The following is a 20,244-nucleotide window of genomic DNA, read 5'->3' on the forward strand; positions in this document are numbered from 1 at the left end:
TTGGCATGTTACTGCCACGATTTTGACCGATGCGCGGCATATCTCCTGCCTTTTATCACAATTCTGCCGCGATTCAGCTTTTATTTAAAAAGTCATCATTTTTATTAGTATGGGGACTTTCTAGCAATAGAACAAAGAAAAGGATAGTTGAGCGTTAATACTTCGCCCATCTATCCTTTTCTTTCATTATATTATTTCTTAATCGGAATCAATGAAAATGCATAGGTATATGGTTTGTCAGCATATAAGGTGAATTCTGGATGTGTTTTTTGCAGCCAACTATCGTCTCCACCAATACCCATTTGTTTATAGTTAACTCGAATAACGGATTGGTTGCTATTCGGTAATTTATATGAATGGCTTGCTTCTTCTAATTCAAATGGTGTATATGGAAGTACATTTAGTTCCACTGTTGGAAATCCCAAAATTTTAAATCCTACACCTTGTTCGTTCGTAACAGTAGCCCACCTTACTTCTGTTTTATTTCCACATTCTTGTGGTTTTAAATATGGGACATACTGGTCTTTTACTTTTCCTTCATAAAGGCCGATTTTTGCACCTTTTTCTTTGTCGATATAGTTCTCGTGAGGACCTTTTCCATACCATTCTAGATTGTCGAAGCATCCTTCCATCTTAAAGAGCAATCCAACCTCTGGTATTTCCGGCAAATCAGATCCCGGAGTCAATGTGGATTCCACTATAATTTCTCCAGTGTTTTTCACGATATAGCGAATTTCTGTGCTAGATTCCCTTGCAGTAGGCAAACTGTACTTTACAAGAACAGCTATTTCTTCATTCGCTCCTTCAACTTGGAAGTTCTCAAGCTTGCGATTCAGTCCTGCTTCGCGCCATGTAGCACTTCTGACATCAAGCTTATTTCCTTTATCATTATCTGTCATAGCACGCCAATAGTTAGGAATGAGAGAGCTTTTGATTAATTCTTCACCAGCAAATTGATAGGATACAAGATCACCAGTCTGTTTGTTAAAGCGAATTAAGAATCCTTCTCCTAAAATTGTTAGTTCTTCGGCCTCTTCAACAAGATCTAGCTTTCCATCCATACTTTCTGGTTGCTCCTTAACACCTTCACGTAATACAAATTGTTCAAAAGCAATTTCATGACCTGCTTCTGCCCATATTGTGGAGTCTTTCAGACGAAGGCTAACAGTTAAGATGATTTCTCCGTCAGCATCAATCTCCTTAAGCGTATAATCTAGTCGAACTTCGCCAGAAGATAATGGTTCAATATCCAAATCTGCCTTGCCAGTTTTTATAAGTTCTCCATTGCTTGTAAGTTCAAAAGAAAGTTTAAATTCATTTAGATTCGTAAATAGATTTTTATTCTGAACATTCAAAGCCCCATTAGCAAGGTCAACAGCGCTAAATTCAACATTTTGATAGCATTTTTTCACTTCATAAAGCTTTGGAGTTACCGTGCCATCCGCGAAGATCAATCCATTACCTGAGAAGTTCCCATCATGTGGTGATTCACCGAAATCTCCACCATAGGCTAAAAACTCAACGCCATCTTCTGTTTTCATTCGAATTGCCTGATCGCGCCAATCCCAAATAAATCCGCCTTGAATGATTGGATATTTATCAAATAGCTCTGTGTACTTAAATAGATTTCCAACGGAATTTCCCATCGCATGAGCATATTCACATAGAATATACGGCTTCATTTGTTGATCGGCCTTTTCCGCTTCAATTGCATATTCCTCTACTTTTGAAGGAGTAATATACATGGTAGATTCAATATCCGATGCTGCTTCTGACGGTCTGTAATGGAATACACCTTCATAATGAACGAGTCTCGATGGATCTTTTTCTTTAAAGAATTGATGCATTTTAAGGAAATTATCGCCACCGAATGATTCGTTTCCTAGAGACCAAATAACTATAGAAGGATAATTTTTGTCACGTTGGAACATTGAATTACAGCGATCCAATACATTTTCTGTCCATTCTGGCTTACTGCCTGGAACCGTATCTTCAAGTTCCTTCTGCCCGTAAACCCATGAACCATGTGTTTCTAAGTTGTTTTCATCAATGACATACAAGCCATATTGATCGCACAATTCGTATAAATATGGATTGTTTGGATAGTGTGAAGTACGAACTGCATTAATATTATGCTGTTTCATAAGCTTAATATCGTGGACCATATCATCCAAATCAATCGCGCGTCCTTTATCAGCATTGAATTCATGTCTGTTTACGCCTTTAAAAACGATGCGCTCACCATTAATCTTCATTAATCCATCTTTTAGTTCAAATTTACGGAATCCAACTTTACAGCTTTCAGTTTCGATAATCTGGCCTTTTTCGTCTTTCAAACTTAGAACTAATGTATAAAGATTTGGATGTTCGGCACTCCATTTTAATGGATTTTCAACGAATGCCGATGCACTAATTTCGCATTTTGCTTCATTCGAAATCTTGACCTCACGTGAAATCGGAATTTCCAAAACCTTTTTCCCATTATCATCATAAAGCATTGCTTCAAACGCAACGTTCTCGCATGATTCTTCAACATAATTTGTGATGCAGGCATTCACTTTCAATTCTGCATCACGATATTCATTATCAAGCTCAGTATTGACGAAAAAGTCTTGAATGTGGATGCGCGGAGTTGAGTATAAATAAACATCTCTAAAGATACCACTTAACCTCCAGAAATCTTGGTCTTCAAGCCAACTCGCATCACACCAGCGGTACACTTCTACGGCCAATATATTATCTCCATCGATTAAATAAGGAGTAATATCAAATTCAGCAGGTGTAAACGTATCTTCACTATACCCGACTAAATCTCCATTTACCCAAATATAAAAGGCAGATTCTACACCTTGGAAGCTAATGTATACCGGCTGATTTTCCCACGATTCAGGAACTGTAAATGTTCGAATATATTGTCCGACCGGATTGTATTTTGTTGGTGCAAACGGAGCTTTAAGCTCTTCTGTGTTGATCCAAGGATAATTTACATTTGTATATTGCGGATAGTCATACCCTTGTAATTGCCAATGAGCAGGTACTTGAATATGATCCCAATTGCTAAAATCAAAATTAGCATGATAGAATTCTTGATTTCTTTTATCAGGAGTTTCAGAGAATGAAAACTTCCATTCGCCATTTAATAGTTTATAGTATTTAGAAGCCTTTCGATTTCCTTCCAACGCTTCTTCTACTGTGTGATAAGGCATTAGTGTCGCATGGGCTTCAAGCCGATTCAATTGAAAAATCTCAGGATTATTATTCCACTCTGGATAACCGTTTTTCGGAGGAGTGTACTCAAATTTCTTCAATTGCTTTAACATTACAGATCCCCACTTTCAACCAATTTATTTTACTGATCCCATCATTCCGGCAACAAAGTGCCTTTGCATTAAGAAGAATACTAATGCTGTAGGTAAAGTTGCAATCACGATTGCCATCATAATGACACCATAATCAGGTGCATAACCAGAACCTAAGTTAGAAATAAGCAAAGGAATGGTTTGTTGTTCTGGTGACTGGATAACAACGAGTGGCCATAAGTAGTTATTCCAGCTTCCCATAAATGTAATGATTGCTGCCGCAGCATATGTTGTTTTCATTGAAGGCATGAAAATTCGAAAGAAAATCCCTAATTCTGATAATCCATCGATACGACCAGCTTCAACAAGTTCTTTTGCAAACATTTTAGTATTTTGTCTAAAGAAAAAGATCAAAAATGCAGTCGTAATGGTTGGTATTGCTACTGCTGCCAATGTATCAATTCCGATAAATGGCATGACTTGAGAAATGGATCCGAACATACGATAAAGAGGAACCATTAGAGCAGCAAAAGGAATCATCATTGATAATAGCAAAATATTAAATACTATATCTTTCTTTTTACTACGATAGATTTCAAATCCATACCCAGCTATAGAAGCAATAATTAGAGCTAGAACAGTCGTTGAAATAGCAACAATCGCTGAGTTTACCAATGCTGTTCCCATATTGACATTTTCAAATAAATTTTTCATATTTTCTAGAAATTGATTCCCGGGAAGCAATCTGCCTTTTGTAACTTCTTTCGATTCATTCGTTGAACTAATGATCATCCAAAAGAATGGAAAAATGGAAATGAATGCAGCTATCGATAAGAAGACATACGCAAATACTTTTTTAAATGTAGTCATTTTCGATCACCTGCCGCTTTAAATTGTAAAGATGAAAAGATCACGATCAAAATAACGATCACAAATGAAACAGCTGCTGCATACCCAAAATCAGGTGAATATTTAAAGGATAAGTTATAGATATATTGAGAGATGGAGACTGTCGAATTACCTGGTCCACCTTTCGTAATATTCATGATTTCATCAAATATTTGAAGTGTTCCAATGGTTGAAGTAATAGAGGTAAATAGAATAATAGGTTTCAATACTGGAATCGTAATCTTAGTGAACATTTGAAATGCATTGGCCCCATCTATTTTTGCAGCTTCATAAATCGATTGATCGACATTTTGAAGTCCTGACAAGTAAAAGATCATATTGTATCCAGTCCATCGCCATGTAATTGCAATAATAATCGTAATTTTTGCAAGCAATGGATCCGTTAACCACGGGATTGGTTTAGAAATAAGTGAAACACCCATTAGAAATTGATTAATGATTCCATCCATACCAAATAAATATTTAAAAATAATAGAATAGGCTACAAGTGAGGTAACTGCAGGTAAAAAGATTGCAGTTCTAAAAAAACCTTTAAACTTCAATTTAGGATCATTTAATAAAACAGATAATATTAACGCTAAAACGATCATAATGGGTACTTGTACAATTAAATAAATAAAGGTATTTTTTAAAGCTGCTATAAAAGTAGGATCTTTAAACAATCTAGTATAGTTATCCAATCCAACGAAATCCAGATTGCTTCCCATTCCGGATTTAAACGATAATATGAAGGCTTGGACCATTGGATAGAAATAAAAAAGAACAATTAAAATAGCTGCAAAGAGCACAAATGACCAGCCGATTGCATTATTTCTTAGTTTGTTGCTCATTGGTATCATCTCCTTACGTAAAACAATGTCAGAGCTCATTCAATGTAAAGCCTTGGAGCAAATCTACATCTGAATTCTAAAAGCCCAAATGTAGAACTTGTCCAAGGCCTAGTCTAGAAAATTTATTTTAATTGTGAGTCTGCTTGTTTTTGAGCATTATTTAGAACTTCCTTAATATCTTGGCCGTTTAAATAATTTTGCATTTCAGCTACTAAAATATCTTCAACTGCATATGTGTGCATACCGTAATTGACAGCTGGAATTTCTTCCATCCATTTTGAAAAATCAGTCACGGTCTTTTGACCACCGAAATATGGATCTTCTGCTTTATATGCCTCGCCTTCAGAAGCAGGCATATAAGTACCGATTGCCCCTACTTTCGTTACTAAATTTTGATAGAAGTCTTTATTTGAACCAAATGTATTAGCTAGGAACTCAGCTGCTTTTTCTTTACCATCTACATTTAATACATAGAACGAACTTCCACCTAAGTTAGAAGCATTTACTGCATTCGGTAAGTCTAATCTTGGAATTGGAACGACAGCCCATTGTCCGGATTGCGCTTCTTCAGCTTTAATACTTGGTGTAATCCAGTTACCTTGTGCAACTGCAGCAACGTCACCATTGTTAAAACCGGCAAGTAATTGGCTCCAATCAGAATGAATACCAGCAACTTCTTCTTTTAACATTGTTTTATATACGCGAAATGCTTCTGTCAAAGCTTCATTTCCACTAATATCAGGAGTAACTCCGTCTTCTTTTAAGTACCATTTTCCAGCAGTTTGAATCATCATACGAATGGTTCCTAAGTCATTAGGGTCAACTGTAATCATTGGTTTTCCAGTTTTTTCTTTAACTTTTTTACCCATTTCAATGAATTGGTCCCAAGTAATGTTAGTAAAATCATCTACTGTATATCCAGCTTCTTTAATCATGTCAGTTCTAATAAATAAACCAGCTACACCTGTATCAAATGGTAAACCATATAGTTTTCCATCTAAACTAGCAGATTCAATTTTATAAGGTGCAAAATCATCTTTATTGATATACTCAGATAAATCAACAAACGCATCTGGATATGCTTTCAAAAAGCTTTGAGCACGATAATCTTCAATGAGAACAATATTAGGCATACCTTTCATTGTTCCAGAACTTAATCCAGTATTTAATTTTGAAACAATGTCTGGTTGTCCATTTTCAATAATTTTAAGATTAATTTCATCTTTACCACTGTAAGATTCATCAGCTAGCTTCAATGCAGCTATATTGAAATTAGGATCCCATGCCCAAGCAGTAATCGTATTAGAATCACCATTTTTGCTTGAGTTCCCGCCTTCTTTTGAACCTGAACTACATGCAGCAAGCATCATAATACTTGCAACTACTAATAACAATAGCTTTTTCACTGTCTATACCTCCTCATGATTGGAAACGCTTGCTTCCTATTAAAATGATATCAAAATAAAAAAAAAGACCGTTAGGACGATCTTTAGATAAAACTTTAACTTTATTTTGATAATTACATGGAAACGATTTCCTACTAACACTTTTTTTATAAATTTGTACTTTCTTTAGATTTTATTATCGGCAATCGAATCGTAACTCTTGTTCCTTCACCTAATTGACTGGAAACATCTACACCGTATTGTTCCCCATATAATAATTGAATTCGCTCTTCAACATTACGGATGCCAATTCCACTAAAGAGCTGTCGTCTACTTTTTTGATTTAAGGGGGTATCTTCCATTCCATCACCATTATCGTTTATTTCACAAATTAATTGGTGGTCTTTTTGTAAGATAAGCAGTTGAATATATCCTTCCTTTTTACGATTAAACCCGTGAAAAAATGCATTCTCGATAAATGGCTGTAAAATTAATTTCGGCAGCTCAAATTGTAAACACTCAGGAGAAACAAAATAGTGAACTTTAATCGCTTCTCCATACCGAATTTGATTAATATACACATAGTTTTTTATATTATTCAATTCTAGCTCCACTGTATTTGTTTCACTAATATTTCCAATCGTATTTTGTAATAACGAGATTAACGCATTAATTGTTTGAGCAGATTTTTCTTTATCTCCGTTTTGTACCATAAATTTGACAGACGCTAACGTATTATATAAAAAATGTGGATTAATTTGCTGTTGAAGTGCTTCTAACTCTGCATTTCGCTGCTTTTTTTGAGTATCCATTAACTTTCTCACATACGCATGAAGTTCATCTAACATATCGTTAAATGCATTTGCCAACTGCCTTGTTTCATAACTTCCTGTTTCAGTGACATATGAATCAAAATTCTTCTTACTCATATTTGAAATTTGTTTAACTAATCTCGATAATGATTTCGTTAACCCTCTTGAGATTAAAAACACAATAAATAAAGCTAAGATTACGATGATAGCACTAATCATGACAATCATCTTCGTATCGAGTAAATTACTCTGAACACTCTCACGATCAATTAAGTTTATAAGATACATATCAAATGCTGGTAAATACTTAGCGAATAGTAAACGACTTTCTCCTAAAACTTCAACTTGTTTATAATTGGAGTTATGATTTTCCATTCCTTTAACTTCTTGAAGTAATTCGGATATTTTTTGACCAGTTATAGACTCTTCACTGCTTGATACAACCATCCCAGTTTGATTTAAAAGCATTACGTGGTTTCCATTACCTGTATATCTCGCGTACAACTGTTTAAAATCTTGTTCTTGAATAGCGATATATATATAACCGTATATTAAATCAGTGGACTTTTCGATTAATGCTTTAGAAACGACAATTGCATCTTCCCGTCCGATGGTTTTTGGATCATATTGGTACAGAAGTCGATTGGGTTCTTTATAAGTATTCAACGTAATACGGTCTTTGCTCAATTCTTTCGCGGAAACCGGCCAATTCACATAATTGGTTGAATATAATCGTCCATTCTCACCAAGTAAAACGATATTGACCCCTTCCTGATCGATCATCGTTACATATCGATCCATTTGTTGTTTGATTCTATGTGTGGCTTTTGCTAATGCCAAAGGATCTGTTTGTTGATCTGTTAAATAATTTTCCACATAACTACTTTGCTGGACTTGGTTCGCTACAGAGACAAGTGAATAACCAAAAGCTTCAAAATCAGTCGTCACTTGATCCATTACTTTAGAATTTCCAATACTAAATGTATCAATAAAAAGCCTTTCGGACATTCGAATCATCGTAAACGTTATTAAGACGGACACAGTAACAATGCTGACAACCATTACAATAAACATCTTAAAAAACAGGCCGTTATTTTTAAAGCTATTTAAAAAGTTCCTTATCATTGAAATCATGTCCTATAAAGAAGTGCTCTTCCTATACTTACTAGGAGACATTCCTGTCATTTTTTTAAAAACCTTACAAAAATAACTATGATCTGAATAACCTACAAGACCGCTAATTTCAGAAATGGAGATTTTCTGATTTTGTAAATATTCCTTTGCCTTCTCTATTCTAATATGAGTCAAATATTCATTAAATCCAATGCTATGGTGAGTACTAAAATAAGATGATAAATAGGAAGGATTAAAATGGAAATGTTCTGCCAAACTAGACAAGCTAATTGGCTCAGCATAATACTGGTCAATATAATCTAATAATTTTTGCATATTGGATTGACTTGGTTCTTTAATCTCTTGGTGAATGATTGCTTTTACTTCATTTAAGTAAGAATGAAAGTATTTAGTAGTTTCGACAACATCTTTTGCATCGTTAATCATGGAAAAATGATGATATTTCTCTTGTTGCAATGATTCACTTTTAAAATGGAGGTTTTCTAATAAAATCGTTGTGTTAAAAATAATATTCCCTAAAAATGATTTAAACTCATTTTCATCCTTTGCATATTGCCGGGATAAACACTCGACGTAATCATTGAGATATTCAAAGGCATCTTCAAAATCTCTCTTTTTGAATACATCAATAAAGTAATTTAAATCGAACTTTTTTTGTTCATCTGACAGCTTGGGTAATTGGTCATAAGTCAAAACCGTAAAATTAGGAAAGTAAAATCTATATTTCCTAAGCGTCTGCAAACTTTCTTGAAATTGGTTTTTTATATCTTGCAGAGCTATAAATGGTTCACTTAAAGTCCAATCCACATTTGCTGTAACATCTTCGAGCTTATTTATAATAGTTGTTAAATCACTCTTCTCAATATTGAGCAAATACGTAAAGCCCGTTGCCTCTTTTAACACGGGATAACAAGCAATATCTACAAGCATGTTAAGTATAGAATCTATTTGTGAATGATTTAAGTCGTACTCTGTGGCGTCAGCACCTATTAAACAAAAATACTTTTTGGGAAAGACTTCTTTTACTAATTGATGATCGTAATTTACCTCATAGCCTGTCATTAAATGGTGGATAAGATCCTCTATAGAATTTACTGTGCTGTCAGTACGGCTTAGTTTAAAATTTGGGATATTTTTAACAACCCTTTGTAATGTCTTTAATAGTTCAGGTCCTTCTAATTTAGGTTTGAGTATATAGTCTGCAACCCCACTTTGAAAGGTAGAGCGAACATATTCAAAATCACTAAAACTACTTAAAATAATCACTTCAATATCTGGATAATGTTCTTTAATTTCCTTTGTCAGCTTTTCACCATCCATAATGGGCATGACCATATCAGTAATAACAATATGCGGTTGCTCCTGTTCAATTAGTTGAAGTGCTTCACTTCCATTAGATGCTTCGCCTACAATTGTAAAGCCTTCCTGTTCCCAATTAATATAATGCTTTATCCCTTGTCTAATCAGCACCTCATCATCGACAATGAGCACTTTACAATGTTCTTGTTTGTCCATCCAATCTCACCTCACACTTCCTCCACCGCACCGCAAGAAGTATAGTTGCCAGTTTCAACATTTAATCATACTACGTATTATCCAACAGCTACACTATCTTCTTTCATTACTAATGAATTAAAATGTCTCAAATCGAATTCATATAAAGCTCTGTATGTGTATAAGCTATGATCTTTCACTAATTGAAAATCATACCAATTGACTACTTCATATAATCGATTTAATGTTTCTGCGTGTCTCCATGCGGTTTCCTCAAATTCAATATTCATAACATGCTCATCAATAAGCATTTGTAACAGTTTCGCGTTCTCCTGATATTCTGATGGCAGATGATTTCTTTTCATTTTAAAAATCTCAATTGTTTTTGGCAAAGATTTTAATAATGCATCTCTATCCATGGCATGACCCAATTCATGCAGCGTGAGCGTTTTGACATACGATTCTATCGGTATCAATTGTTTCATGCTGTTTCTAGCCTTTAGAACACGATTCATATCACAGCAAAGAAAATGATAAATAAAGTCATAACTCATATTAATGCCAGTATGCATTATTTTTAATTCTATATCCATGTCAACAGCTTTTGTTGTTGAAAGAATCCAATTCTTAATACGTTTATTTGTATTTCTTTTATTCATCCATACCCCTAGCTTTCTTATTAGTAGAAACTATTTAATTATAGGTAAACAGTTAAAATATACTACTTTTCTTTCTAGTTGTTTTTTACTATTTTACTACTATAAATTAATGATTCCTACTGCTTTTTTGGTGCTTTCTAGTTTTTTAAATGCTAGATTATGAAAAAATAATAGTTTAATAAAAATTCTATTGGATATATATATGGATGTAAGACCAATACACTTCAAAGGAGAGATTCTAAATGGCTAACAATAATGATAAGCGTGACGGAATGTCTAGAGAAGAAGCAGGTCGTATGGGTGGAGAAGCTACTTCCAAGAACCATGATAAAGATTTCTATGAAGAGATTGGAAGAAAGGGCGGAGAAGCCACTTCAGAAAATCATGACCGTGAATTCTATGAAGAGATTGGTAAAAAAGGTGGAGAAGCTACTGCCGAAAATCATGATAGTGATTTCTACGAGGAAATTGGACGAAAAGGCGGAGAAGCTACTGCCGAAAATCATGATAGTGATTTCTATGAAGAGATTGGAAGAAAAGGTGGAGAAGCTACTTCCAAAAATCATGATCGTGATTTCTACGAAGAAATTGGTAAAAAAGGTGGAGAAGCTAGAGCCCGACAAGATGGTGGCGACGGCAAAATGAGCTTATCAGAAGCTGGCCGTAAAGGCGGAAAAAATAGCCATGGCGGCGGAAGAGATAGCTAATCCAACATAATTAATAAGCATATTATACATTCTTTGAGCTCAGGAACAAGGTTAAGAGAAACAAATTCTTAACCTTGTTCTTTTTTCTCGTATTTTCTTCTTCAGACAATGAGCTATAATAAGAGGAGGAAATATTTTGTAATGGGGGTATGGGATTGGATACAATTACTCATACTTTGTTTGGATTAGCATTATATGGGGCAGTCGACAAAAAACAGATGGACAGAAAATATAAAGCAGCCTACTTATTAACAATGGTAGGTGCTAGTCAGATACCAGATATTGATGTCATTTCACAGTTATGGGACACAGAAGGACTTTATCAAATGTGGCATCGCGGGCTCACTCATTCAGTTTTTTTAACTCCCGTTTGGGCATTGTTATTTTATCTACTATGTCTTTTGATATTTAAAATAAATGATGTAAAGTTGTTTCTTCTCGCTTGGCTGGCAGTCTTTATCCATGTTACGAGCGACCTTTTCAATGCTTGGGGTACAGGATACATAGAACCATTTTCCAACATACGCTTAAGTTTTGGAACTATTCCAATCGTTGATTTTGTTATTTGGGTCATTATCGGAATTGCATTCATCTTTTCAAAACGAAATAAACTAAAAGCACCTCATTATTTTAAACTAGCATGGGTTTTCATTACCCTTCATTTCGTCATTCAAAGTGCCCAAGGATATTGGATTTATAACCAGTATGATAAAAATTATAAGCAGGTTGCTCTGTCTGCGAGCTTTGTTCCATGGTCATACACCGTCATTACGAAAAATGAAGATACAGTTACACTCTTCCAAGATGGTCTTTTCCGTGAAAAGAAAGAAGTATATGTTTTACATTCAAACGAAAGTGCAGATTTGAATACACTTTTTACTCAAGTTCCGAAAGCTAAAACACTTTATGAATGGTCTCCATTTGTAGTGTTAGTAGACGATGACAATAGACTAGGATTGTATGATCCTCGATTTTACCGAAACGGTCAATCATTCTTATTTGAATATATGGAGAAAAAGAGTGAAAAATAAATTTAAGAACCTCTTCTAAATAGAATTTCAAAATTTAATTTTGGATAAAAAATATCAAGGTGCGATTCTTTTGAAAAGCACCTTGATACATAAGAGTAATGATCTTCCATCTATTATAAAACTTCATCCTCAATTTCAAAAATAGGAAGTCGAATTGTAAAGCTAGTTCCTCTCCCTACCATACTCTCAACTGAAATTTCTCCCCGATGATAATGAATGATTTCCTTGCAAATGGAGAGTCCTAGACCGTGACCGTCATTTCTCTCAATTGATTTTGTATAAAATCGTTCAAAAATATGTGGGAGATCGTCATCTGAAATGCCTTTTCCAGAGTCAGCAAGTATAAAAACAGCTTCTTTTTTTTCTAAATCAACTTTATGTTTTAATGTGATTCCACCAACTATTGTATTTTTCAAAGCGTTAGAAATAAGGTTTTGAAGAACTTGTTCCATTCTCCTAATATCAACTTCAATCAGTGGATATACTCCATCTATCGATGGATCAATTCTGACTGAAAAAGCTAGATTTGCATTGACTATATCGTGTTCAAATAGTTTCCATAAATGTTCAACTAATTGATTCGATGGAATATATTCCATATGCATCGACATTCCGCGAGACTCCAATTTTGTCAGTTCAAATAAATCTTCTATCATCCGATTAAGCGTTAATAGTCGTTGATGACTTCTTTCTAAATATAGTTCTTTGTCCTCGTCTTTTGAAATAACTCCTTCTAAGATTGCCTCTATATATCCTTGAACGGATGTAATTGGCGATCTAAGATCGTGTGAAATATTTGATAAAAACTTCCGTCGCATTTCTTCAGATTGAGCTAAGTCAAAGTTCGCCTTCTCTAAATCTTTGTAAGCAAATTCTAATTGTGCAGTACGTTCCTTAACCTTTCCTTCTAAATTTCTATATAAAAAAGCATTTTCCAAAGAAATGGCAGCCTGAGTAGAAAGTATGTTCAATATTTCTATTCTTTCCTTTGTAAAGGCATGCGTCATCATATTATTTTCCAAGAACATAGCACCAATTAATTTGCCTTGATGTAATATCGGAAAACATAGAACGGATTTTGGTTGATATTTCTTTATATAAGGATCGTTCTTAAACATTCCATAAATAGCACCACCTGATACAACAACAGGTTCAAGGCTTTTTTCTACATAATGGATCATATTTAATGGATATTCCATTGTGTCTTTCTCTATAAACGCTTCGATTTTTTCATGATCTCCATGTGCCACCGGTATTAATTGGTCCTCTACTTTTAAAAACATGATTATTTTTTCAGCACCACTATTTTCTAAAACGATATTCATTAATCTCGTAAGAAGCTTCTCCAATACAATTTCTCCTGAAAGTGCTTGGGCTGCCTTCATCATTGTCGCAAGATCCAGAGAGACGGTTTCGTTTTTGCCGATTACGGCTAATGTCTCTTCTTTTAATAGATTCTGATATTCATCTTTAATTAATCTTGCTTTTCGTGTTGCTCCCCAATTTTCATAAGCCAATATCGCTGCGTTTAAATAAGCTTTTGCTACAAAAGGCATATCCTGTGAAAGGTAATAACGCCCCGCACATTCATTTGCAATGGCAGTATCCTGAATAAAACCATTTTTCTGTGCCATCATAATTGCTTTGTCATAATACTTAGATGCATTTACGAAATCACTTTTAAGCTTTGCTTCTTCTGCCTTTACCAACAAATATTTGTGCTCATAGTTGGATGGTGAATGTCTTGACCACTTTTTCCAAAGTGCGAGATGTTTTTTTATTTGTTTTTGATAACCTCGTTTTTCATACATTGTGGCATTCTCATACATCTTGGTCATCCATAAATCTATATAAAAGTAGTACTCAGGAGCGATGACTAATGTTAAAGTCCCATTGACAAGTACACGCAGCTTTTCCAACAACTCTTTTGCAATATCCTGTTCATTAAGCAAATAGGCAAGCTGCAAACGAACGGTATAGTGAATAATTTCTGCGGACGTATCGTCTGTTATGACTGGAAATCTCCAATTCGGCTCTTTAATTGACTCGTTTAATACATGGATCCAATATTTCATTTCGTTCAAAAAGTTTCTTGATAAATCGTATTGAATTTGATTTGAAAAATTAAGCTGCTCATCAATAGTTCTAACCGTTTCTTCAAGTTGATGCCCCTTTAAAAAACTAATCATACAAATAAACGAGCTGCATGCCCCTGCAAGGTGAGCATTCCCAGATTCAATACAATGCTTTTGTGAATGCTCTAAATATTGCTGACTGTACACAATATGATTTTTCCAATGGTTTACAAAAGAGCCGTATACAAAATAGACTCTTCCTAATAAATGAGAGTTCCGACTATTCTCTGCTTCATAAAGTGCGAGACGACCAAATTCATAGCTTTCATTATATTGATGGAAACCCGAACTTAAAATGAGCGCGTAATTATTAAATACTAGCGGAGATACATCTGCTGTTCCATGCTTTATAATAAAGTTGAATGCTTTTAACATTAATAACGCAGCTAAATTTTGGTCTACATGATAGGAAGAAGCATTCATATTAATAAACGTTTGCAAAATAAGACGTTTGTCTGCGTCGTCCATATTAGGCAATTCCCTTAAATCTTTTGCTTTTCTTTTACTCAAAGCAATCTTAGCACGTAAAAATTCTATTGCTACTGCAAGCTTTCCAGGCCTTTTATTCAAATTCCATCCAAAGAGCTGCAGTCCCTTTATCCCGCAACCGATTGCTTCGTCTACTCGATGTAAATGTGTATACAAAGCCATTTTTAATTGATAAATTCGCAGTTTCTCCTGCTTTGTCTGTACTTTGCTCAATGCCTCGTCAAATCTGTTCTCAGCTGAATCAAATTGATTATCTAAGTATTCAGCCTCTCCAAGCCCAATTGTCATTCTAGATGTAAGCTTATTATGAAACTTCCAACCTTCATCACCTAATAAATCTTTTCCAACTTTATAAAACGAAAGAGACGATCTAAATGCTGCACTTTGCTTTGCTTTTTCCCCTGCAATACAATTCCATTCGGCAAGTTGTAGCTTCTCACTGTTATTTAAGTAGTTTTGGCATTGATTTAAGTGATTAATAATCTCAAAAACTTTATCATCAATATTATTTTTACTCTTATAATACAATACTAAAAGCCTGCCAATGGTTAAATGGTATTTCTCTCGTTCCATTTTTGTCATCGTTGAATACACAGCTTGTTGTATTCGGTCATGCAAAAATTTATATCGCAGAACTTGTGTTTCCGCAAGGTTTATCTCATCATCTTCATATATCCATTTATAACTCGGACTAAGCGGCAAGATCATCCCTTCCCGCAATGACTCCCAAAGCGTTTGCACCGTTATTATTGTACTTTTTTCATAGACAGTACTTAAAACATTGATTTCAAATTCGTTTCCAATACAAGAGGCAAGCTTTAAAAGCTTCTGAGTCTCTGCAGGGAGTTTATTAAACCTTTCAACAATTAATGAAATAATATCTTCTTGAACAGTAATCTTAGTTAATAATTGTAGATTACTTGTCCACTTTCCTTGTTCTTCATTAAAGAAAATTAATTGTTGGTCATAAAAGGATTGAAATAATTGTTTTATAAAAAAAGGATTACCTTTTGTAATTTTCTCAATAAAGACTGCTATCTCTTCCGATTCTTTTTCTTCACAATATAATGCATCCACAGCCCATTCCTTTATATCCTCTAAACTTAACGGATGCAACTGTATTGATGTAACAAGTCCTTTAATAGATTGGAGTTCTTTAACCATTAGATGAAATGGATGTGTCACGTCTACTTCATTATCTCGATAAGCACCAATTACGAATAAAGATTGTACCTTTTGCTGTGATAATATGTATTGCAATAAATCTAACGTTTCATGGTCTGCCCATTGTAGGTCGTCCAAAAATATTACGAGTGGATGATGTTCACTAGAAAATAAATTAATTAATCTTAAAAAAGCAAAACGTAAACGGGTATGACTTTCAATTGCCGGCAATTCATCTGGCTCCTCTATATCGCCAACAATCCATTTAATAGCAGGGACCATTTTAGCAATTGCGGCCAAATATGGTCCTACTTCTGTTTCCAAGCCAATCTTCCATCGATGGATACTTTTTTCTCCTTCCGCCATGACTTGTTTTAACAAGTCTTGAAGAGCTTGAATAAGGGGATGATATGGTGCATCTCTTTTCAACTGATCGAATTTACCTGAAATAAAATATCCCTTATTCCGAACAAGAGGCTTCTGTACCTCATGAACAAGTGCTGTTTTTCCTATTCCTGATACTCCTGGAATCAGTACGAAGGAGCAATTGCCTTTACAAACATGATCAAAGGCTGTAATAAATTTACTTAACTCTTCGTTTCTTCCGTATAATTTATCTTCAATATTAAAAAATGGCGATGAATCATTTTCAGCTAGTGAAAAGTCTAATTGCTTTTCAAATTTAATTAAATCAAGTTTTAATCCAGTTGCACTTTGATAACGCGATTCAGGCATTTTAGATAGTAGTTTCATGATGATATTGGAAAGTATATGAGGAATGGATGGATCGATCTCATCTGGTGGAGTAGGTCTTTTAGCAATATGCGCATGAACAAGCTCAATTGGATCATCCATCTCGAATGGTAGACGACCTGTTAGAAGCTCATAAAACACGACCCCTAACGAGTATAAATCTGTACGAGAATCTAGATAACGGTTAATACGCCCTGTCTGCTCAGGAGATATATAATGAAGCTGCTTTCCTAATGTATAAGGATTCACGTGTGCTCGATGACTTTCACGCTTTAGCAATGCCGCATGGTAAAAACCAGTCATTTTTATTTCGCTTGCGCGTTCCCTTACTAAAATATTTTCAGGTTGAATGTTTTTATGAATAATATGGCAAAGATGAAGATCTTCAATAATGGTCGTTAACTTTATAGCAATATGTAGAAATTGCTTAATATCAATTAAATTCCTCTTCATATAAGAACTTAAGGAAACCCCTTGAAAGGACTCTGCAATGAAATATAGTTTGTTCCAATAACTTTCCAATCTAATTGGTTTCAATATTCCTTTTACATTAAGATCTTTCGTCATGTTATATTCGTGTTTAACTGTGGCAAATTCTTGAGGATTAAGATCTTCTTTAACAAGCTTTTTAATAAGGACAGAAATCTTAGAAGTTTGATCTACTGCAGTGAAATATGTATATATTTGATTTGTTTCAAGCTCAATAATACCCTCGTAGCCTGGTAAATTTGTTTGCAGGTCTGCAGTTACATTCATGAAAATCCTCCATTAAATCATGATGGGATATTTGATCCTTACAGCAATTTTTACCTACATCTAAACACTGCGACAATAAAAATCAGAAATCTTTAGCAAATCTTTAGAATAATTTGAACGTATTTTATACTACACTTTGTATTATAAGTGTCAAAAGACGTTACGAGGTGAGCAGATAGTGCGACCAATCATACATAACTCATTTGAGCAACGTAGACTTGAATTACAACTAGACAAGGAATGGGTCTCATTAATAACATTAGCCAAAATACAAGGTGTAAGCATTGATGATGTACGCAATTTTTTCAAAGAAAAACGGAACTCTGTTAATACAAATCAGAATTGAATTTATAACCAATTCCTCTTACAGTGGTAATATATTCAGACGTTGTTGGATCAACTTCTATTTTTTTTCTTAAGTTACTAATATGCACCATAACTGTTCGATGATCACCGAAGCTGCTTTCCCCCCAAATCATATGGAAAAGTTGATCGAACGAATATACACGATCAGGATTGGCAGCTAGTAAACATAAAATTTGATATTCTTTTGTAGACAAATGTATGTCCTTACCATTTGCCTTAACGGAATATGATTCTTGATCAATAACCAGCCCTGGAAATGAAATAATTTGTTTTCTATTAGATTGAATTTCCGCTGCATGAATACTTTTATCCAAAAGACGATTTCTTCGCAAATGCGCTTTAACTTTTGCAGTCACCACTGATGGACTGAAAGGCTTAGAAATATAATCGTCGCCACCTACTCCAAGACCCACAATCTTATCAATATCATCTTCCTTTGCACTTAGAAATAAGATCGGTACATCACTTTTTCGTCTGATCATTTGGCATACTTCCAAACCATCTAATCCTGGCAACATGACATCTAAAATGATCAAATCTGGATTTTCACTATCAAAAATATCCAAAACTGTATATCCATGGTCCGCTTCGACTACACGATAACCAGCATTACATAAATACAATTCTAGAACTTTACGAATATCATGATCGTCATCAACAATTAATATAGTCTCCTTATCCATGGCTCCCCCCCACTTCTCTCTATCCTTGGAAACATGACCTTTTACGCAATAATTGGATATTGATTCCAGTTCTATTTTACCATTCATCTTTTAGATTCGATACTATTTTTGGAAAAATTGTCTTTTTATAGGGATTTCCTATGACAAAATACTTAAAAATGTTCTTGCTATTCTATATGTTATATGTGTTATAACTATTATATTGATTGATAGAAAAATAATAAGATAACATCTTAGAGAGGGTTTGGGCAATTGATAAAAGACATGACAGAAGGTCGGCCACTGAAGCTGATATTTGGATTTATGGGACCGATGATTATAGGGGGATTATTTCAGCAGTTATATAATGTGGCCGACACATTAATCGTAGGAAAATTTGTAGGTTCACGCGCCCTTGCATCAGTTGGCGTTACAGGTTCAACGTTTTTTTTCCTGCTTTCCTTGACCCTTGGGTTAACAAATGCTTTTTCTATTGTAATGTCACAATATTTTGGGGCAAAAAACGAAGAAATGGTTAGGAAGACATTGGTTAGTTCAATTTATATAACCGTTTTATGTACAATTGTTTTAGCGATTGTCGGCATTTTTGGCGCAAGACCATTAATGGAACTCTTGAAAGCGCCTGCAGATATTATAGATGATGCAACACTTTACATCCAAATTTGTTTTGGTGGAAGTATAGGTTTACTTTTTTATAATGCTGCTTCAGCCGTTCTCCGTGCAGTGGGCGACAGCAAAACACCTTTATATTTTTTAATTCTTTCATCAGTACTTAATGTATTGCTAGATTTATTGTTTGTCATTAGCTTTGGTATGGGAGTCGCTGGAGTGGCAATTGCTACTGTAATATCACAAGTTGTCTCCGCTTTAATTTGCATCATATATACTTATAAAATGTTTCCTATATTCCGTGTAAGACGGAATGATTGGAGTCCCCACTTCGGTAATATTAGGATGATTTCTAAAATCGGATTACCAATGGGATTGCAAAGTTTATTACTATCGATAGGAGAAATGACTGTTACAAGTGTGGTCAATTCTTTCGGTACAAACGCAGTTGCTGCTTATACGACTGGAATGAGAGTTCAACAGTTTGCTACTCTTGTCTTTTTTAATATGGCTCAAGCATTTTCCACTTTTGCAGCACAAAACTTAGGTGCTAGGAAATTCTCAAGGATCCAAGACAGCTTTAAAAAGGTTGTCCTTATTTTGATTACGATCACACTGGCATCTTCGGTATTGATTTTTATTTTTGGAGAAGTGATCGTAAGGCTATTTATCTCTAATCAAGACGCTCATCTAGATACCATTGTGAAAATGGCAAAAGAAAACTTATTTATTGGGGCTTCCTTCTTTCCATTTTTAGGACTCATTTGGTTCTACAACAACACATTGCGTGGGATGGGTGAGGTAGCTATACCGCTATTTTCAGGTATTGTCGAGTTAATAGCGAAAATTGAACTTTCCTATATTTTAGGTATGACGTTCGGCTATATTGGTGTTTGGTACGCTGGACCAATCGGATGGGCACTTGGATTAATTCCATCGCTTATTCAATATCATAGTGGAAGATGGAAAAGGCATGCTGAAAAAATCGCAGCATAGCTATTGCTTTTTAAAAATAGCCCCACACCTCTA

General features: G+C 34.6%; 13 protein-coding genes. 4 read left to right on the top strand and 9 right to left on the bottom strand.

The window, feature by feature from the left end; all coding sequences use genetic code 11:
• Positions 1-191: 191 nt before the first annotated feature.
• From lacZ to MT489_RS15325, 7 genes are all read right to left on the bottom strand, one after another.
• The gene (gene lacZ / locus MT489_RS15295) at positions 192-3,320 is read right to left on the bottom strand and encodes a beta-galactosidase, LacZ type (RefSeq protein ID WP_244682429.1); all 3,129 of its coding nucleotides are present in this window, start codon (positions 3,318-3,320) and stop codon (positions 192-194) included.
• Between the two features lie 24 nt (positions 3,321-3,344).
• Positions 3,345-4,169: a carbohydrate ABC transporter permease gene (locus MT489_RS15300; protein ID WP_244682430.1), complete on the bottom strand. Its 825-nt coding sequence runs from the start codon at positions 4,167-4,169 to the stop codon at positions 3,345-3,347.
• A complete protein-coding gene (locus tag MT489_RS15305; RefSeq protein ID WP_244682431.1) occupies positions 4,166-5,038 on the bottom strand; it encodes a carbohydrate ABC transporter permease in 873 nt (290 codons plus the stop codon). Before MT489_RS15305 ends, MT489_RS15300 begins: the two co-directional genes overlap by 4 nt.
• Before the next feature lie 122 nt (positions 5,039-5,160).
• The gene (locus tag MT489_RS15310; RefSeq protein ID WP_244682432.1) at positions 5,161-6,444 is read right to left on the bottom strand and encodes an ABC transporter substrate-binding protein; all 1,284 of its coding nucleotides are present in this window, start codon (positions 6,442-6,444) and stop codon (positions 5,161-5,163) included.
• Positions 6,445-6,590: 146 nt separating this feature from the next.
• Positions 6,591-8,360, bottom strand: a complete 1,770-nt coding sequence (locus MT489_RS15315; protein WP_244682433.1) for a cache domain-containing sensor histidine kinase — start codon at positions 8,358-8,360, stop codon at positions 6,591-6,593.
• A gap of 12 nt (positions 8,361-8,372) precedes the next feature.
• Positions 8,373-9,884 carry a response regulator transcription factor gene (locus MT489_RS15320; RefSeq protein WP_244682434.1) on the bottom strand — a complete coding sequence of 504 codons (1,512 nt, stop codon included), beginning with the start codon at positions 9,882-9,884 and terminating at the stop codon, positions 8,373-8,375.
• Between the two features lie 77 nt (positions 9,885-9,961).
• Complete coding sequence (locus tag MT489_RS15325; protein WP_244682435.1) at positions 9,962-10,522, bottom strand: integrase; 561 nt, start codon at positions 10,520-10,522, stop codon at positions 9,962-9,964.
• A gap of 242 nt (positions 10,523-10,764) precedes the next feature.
• Here MT489_RS15325 and MT489_RS15330 point away from each other — a divergent pair, with 242 nt between their 5' ends.
• Positions 10,765-11,229, top strand: a complete 465-nt coding sequence (locus tag MT489_RS15330) for a KGG domain-containing protein (RefSeq protein WP_244682436.1) — start codon at positions 10,765-10,767, stop codon at positions 11,227-11,229.
• Between the two features lie 155 nt (positions 11,230-11,384).
• A complete protein-coding gene (locus tag MT489_RS15335; protein WP_244682437.1) occupies positions 11,385-12,260 on the top strand; it encodes a metal-dependent hydrolase in 876 nt (291 codons plus the stop codon).
• A gap of 113 nt (positions 12,261-12,373) precedes the next feature.
• On the opposite strand, the gene MT489_RS15340 is transcribed toward MT489_RS15335, so the two are convergent.
• The gene (locus MT489_RS15340) at positions 12,374-17,557 is read right to left on the bottom strand and encodes an ATP-binding sensor histidine kinase (protein ID WP_244682438.1); all 5,184 of its coding nucleotides are present in this window, start codon (positions 17,555-17,557) and stop codon (positions 12,374-12,376) included.
• A 178-nt stretch (positions 17,558-17,735) separates the two neighbouring features.
• Here MT489_RS15340 and MT489_RS15345 point away from each other — a divergent pair, with 178 nt between their 5' ends.
• Entirely contained in the window at positions 17,736-17,903 is a 168-nt protein-coding gene (locus MT489_RS15345) for an anti-repressor SinI family protein (protein WP_244682439.1), read from the top strand.
• Here the strand turns inward: MT489_RS15345 and MT489_RS15350 are convergent.
• Positions 17,884-18,606 (bottom strand): response regulator transcription factor, encoded by a 723-nt coding sequence (locus MT489_RS15350; protein WP_244682440.1) that lies wholly within the window; start codon positions 18,604-18,606, stop codon positions 17,884-17,886. The genes MT489_RS15345 and MT489_RS15350 overlap by 20 nt on opposite strands.
• A 252-nt stretch (positions 18,607-18,858) precedes the next feature.
• Here MT489_RS15350 and MT489_RS15355 point away from each other — a divergent pair, with 252 nt between their 5' ends.
• Entirely contained in the window at positions 18,859-20,211 is a 1,353-nt protein-coding gene (locus MT489_RS15355) for an MATE family efflux transporter (protein ID WP_244682441.1), read from the top strand.
• Positions 20,212-20,244: the final 33 nt, after the last annotated feature.

The sequence above is a fragment of the Lederbergia wuyishanensis genome (genome assembly GCF_022900255.1).
Lineage (GTDB): Bacteria > Bacillota > Bacilli > Bacillales > Bacillaceae_C > Lederbergia > Lederbergia wuyishanensis.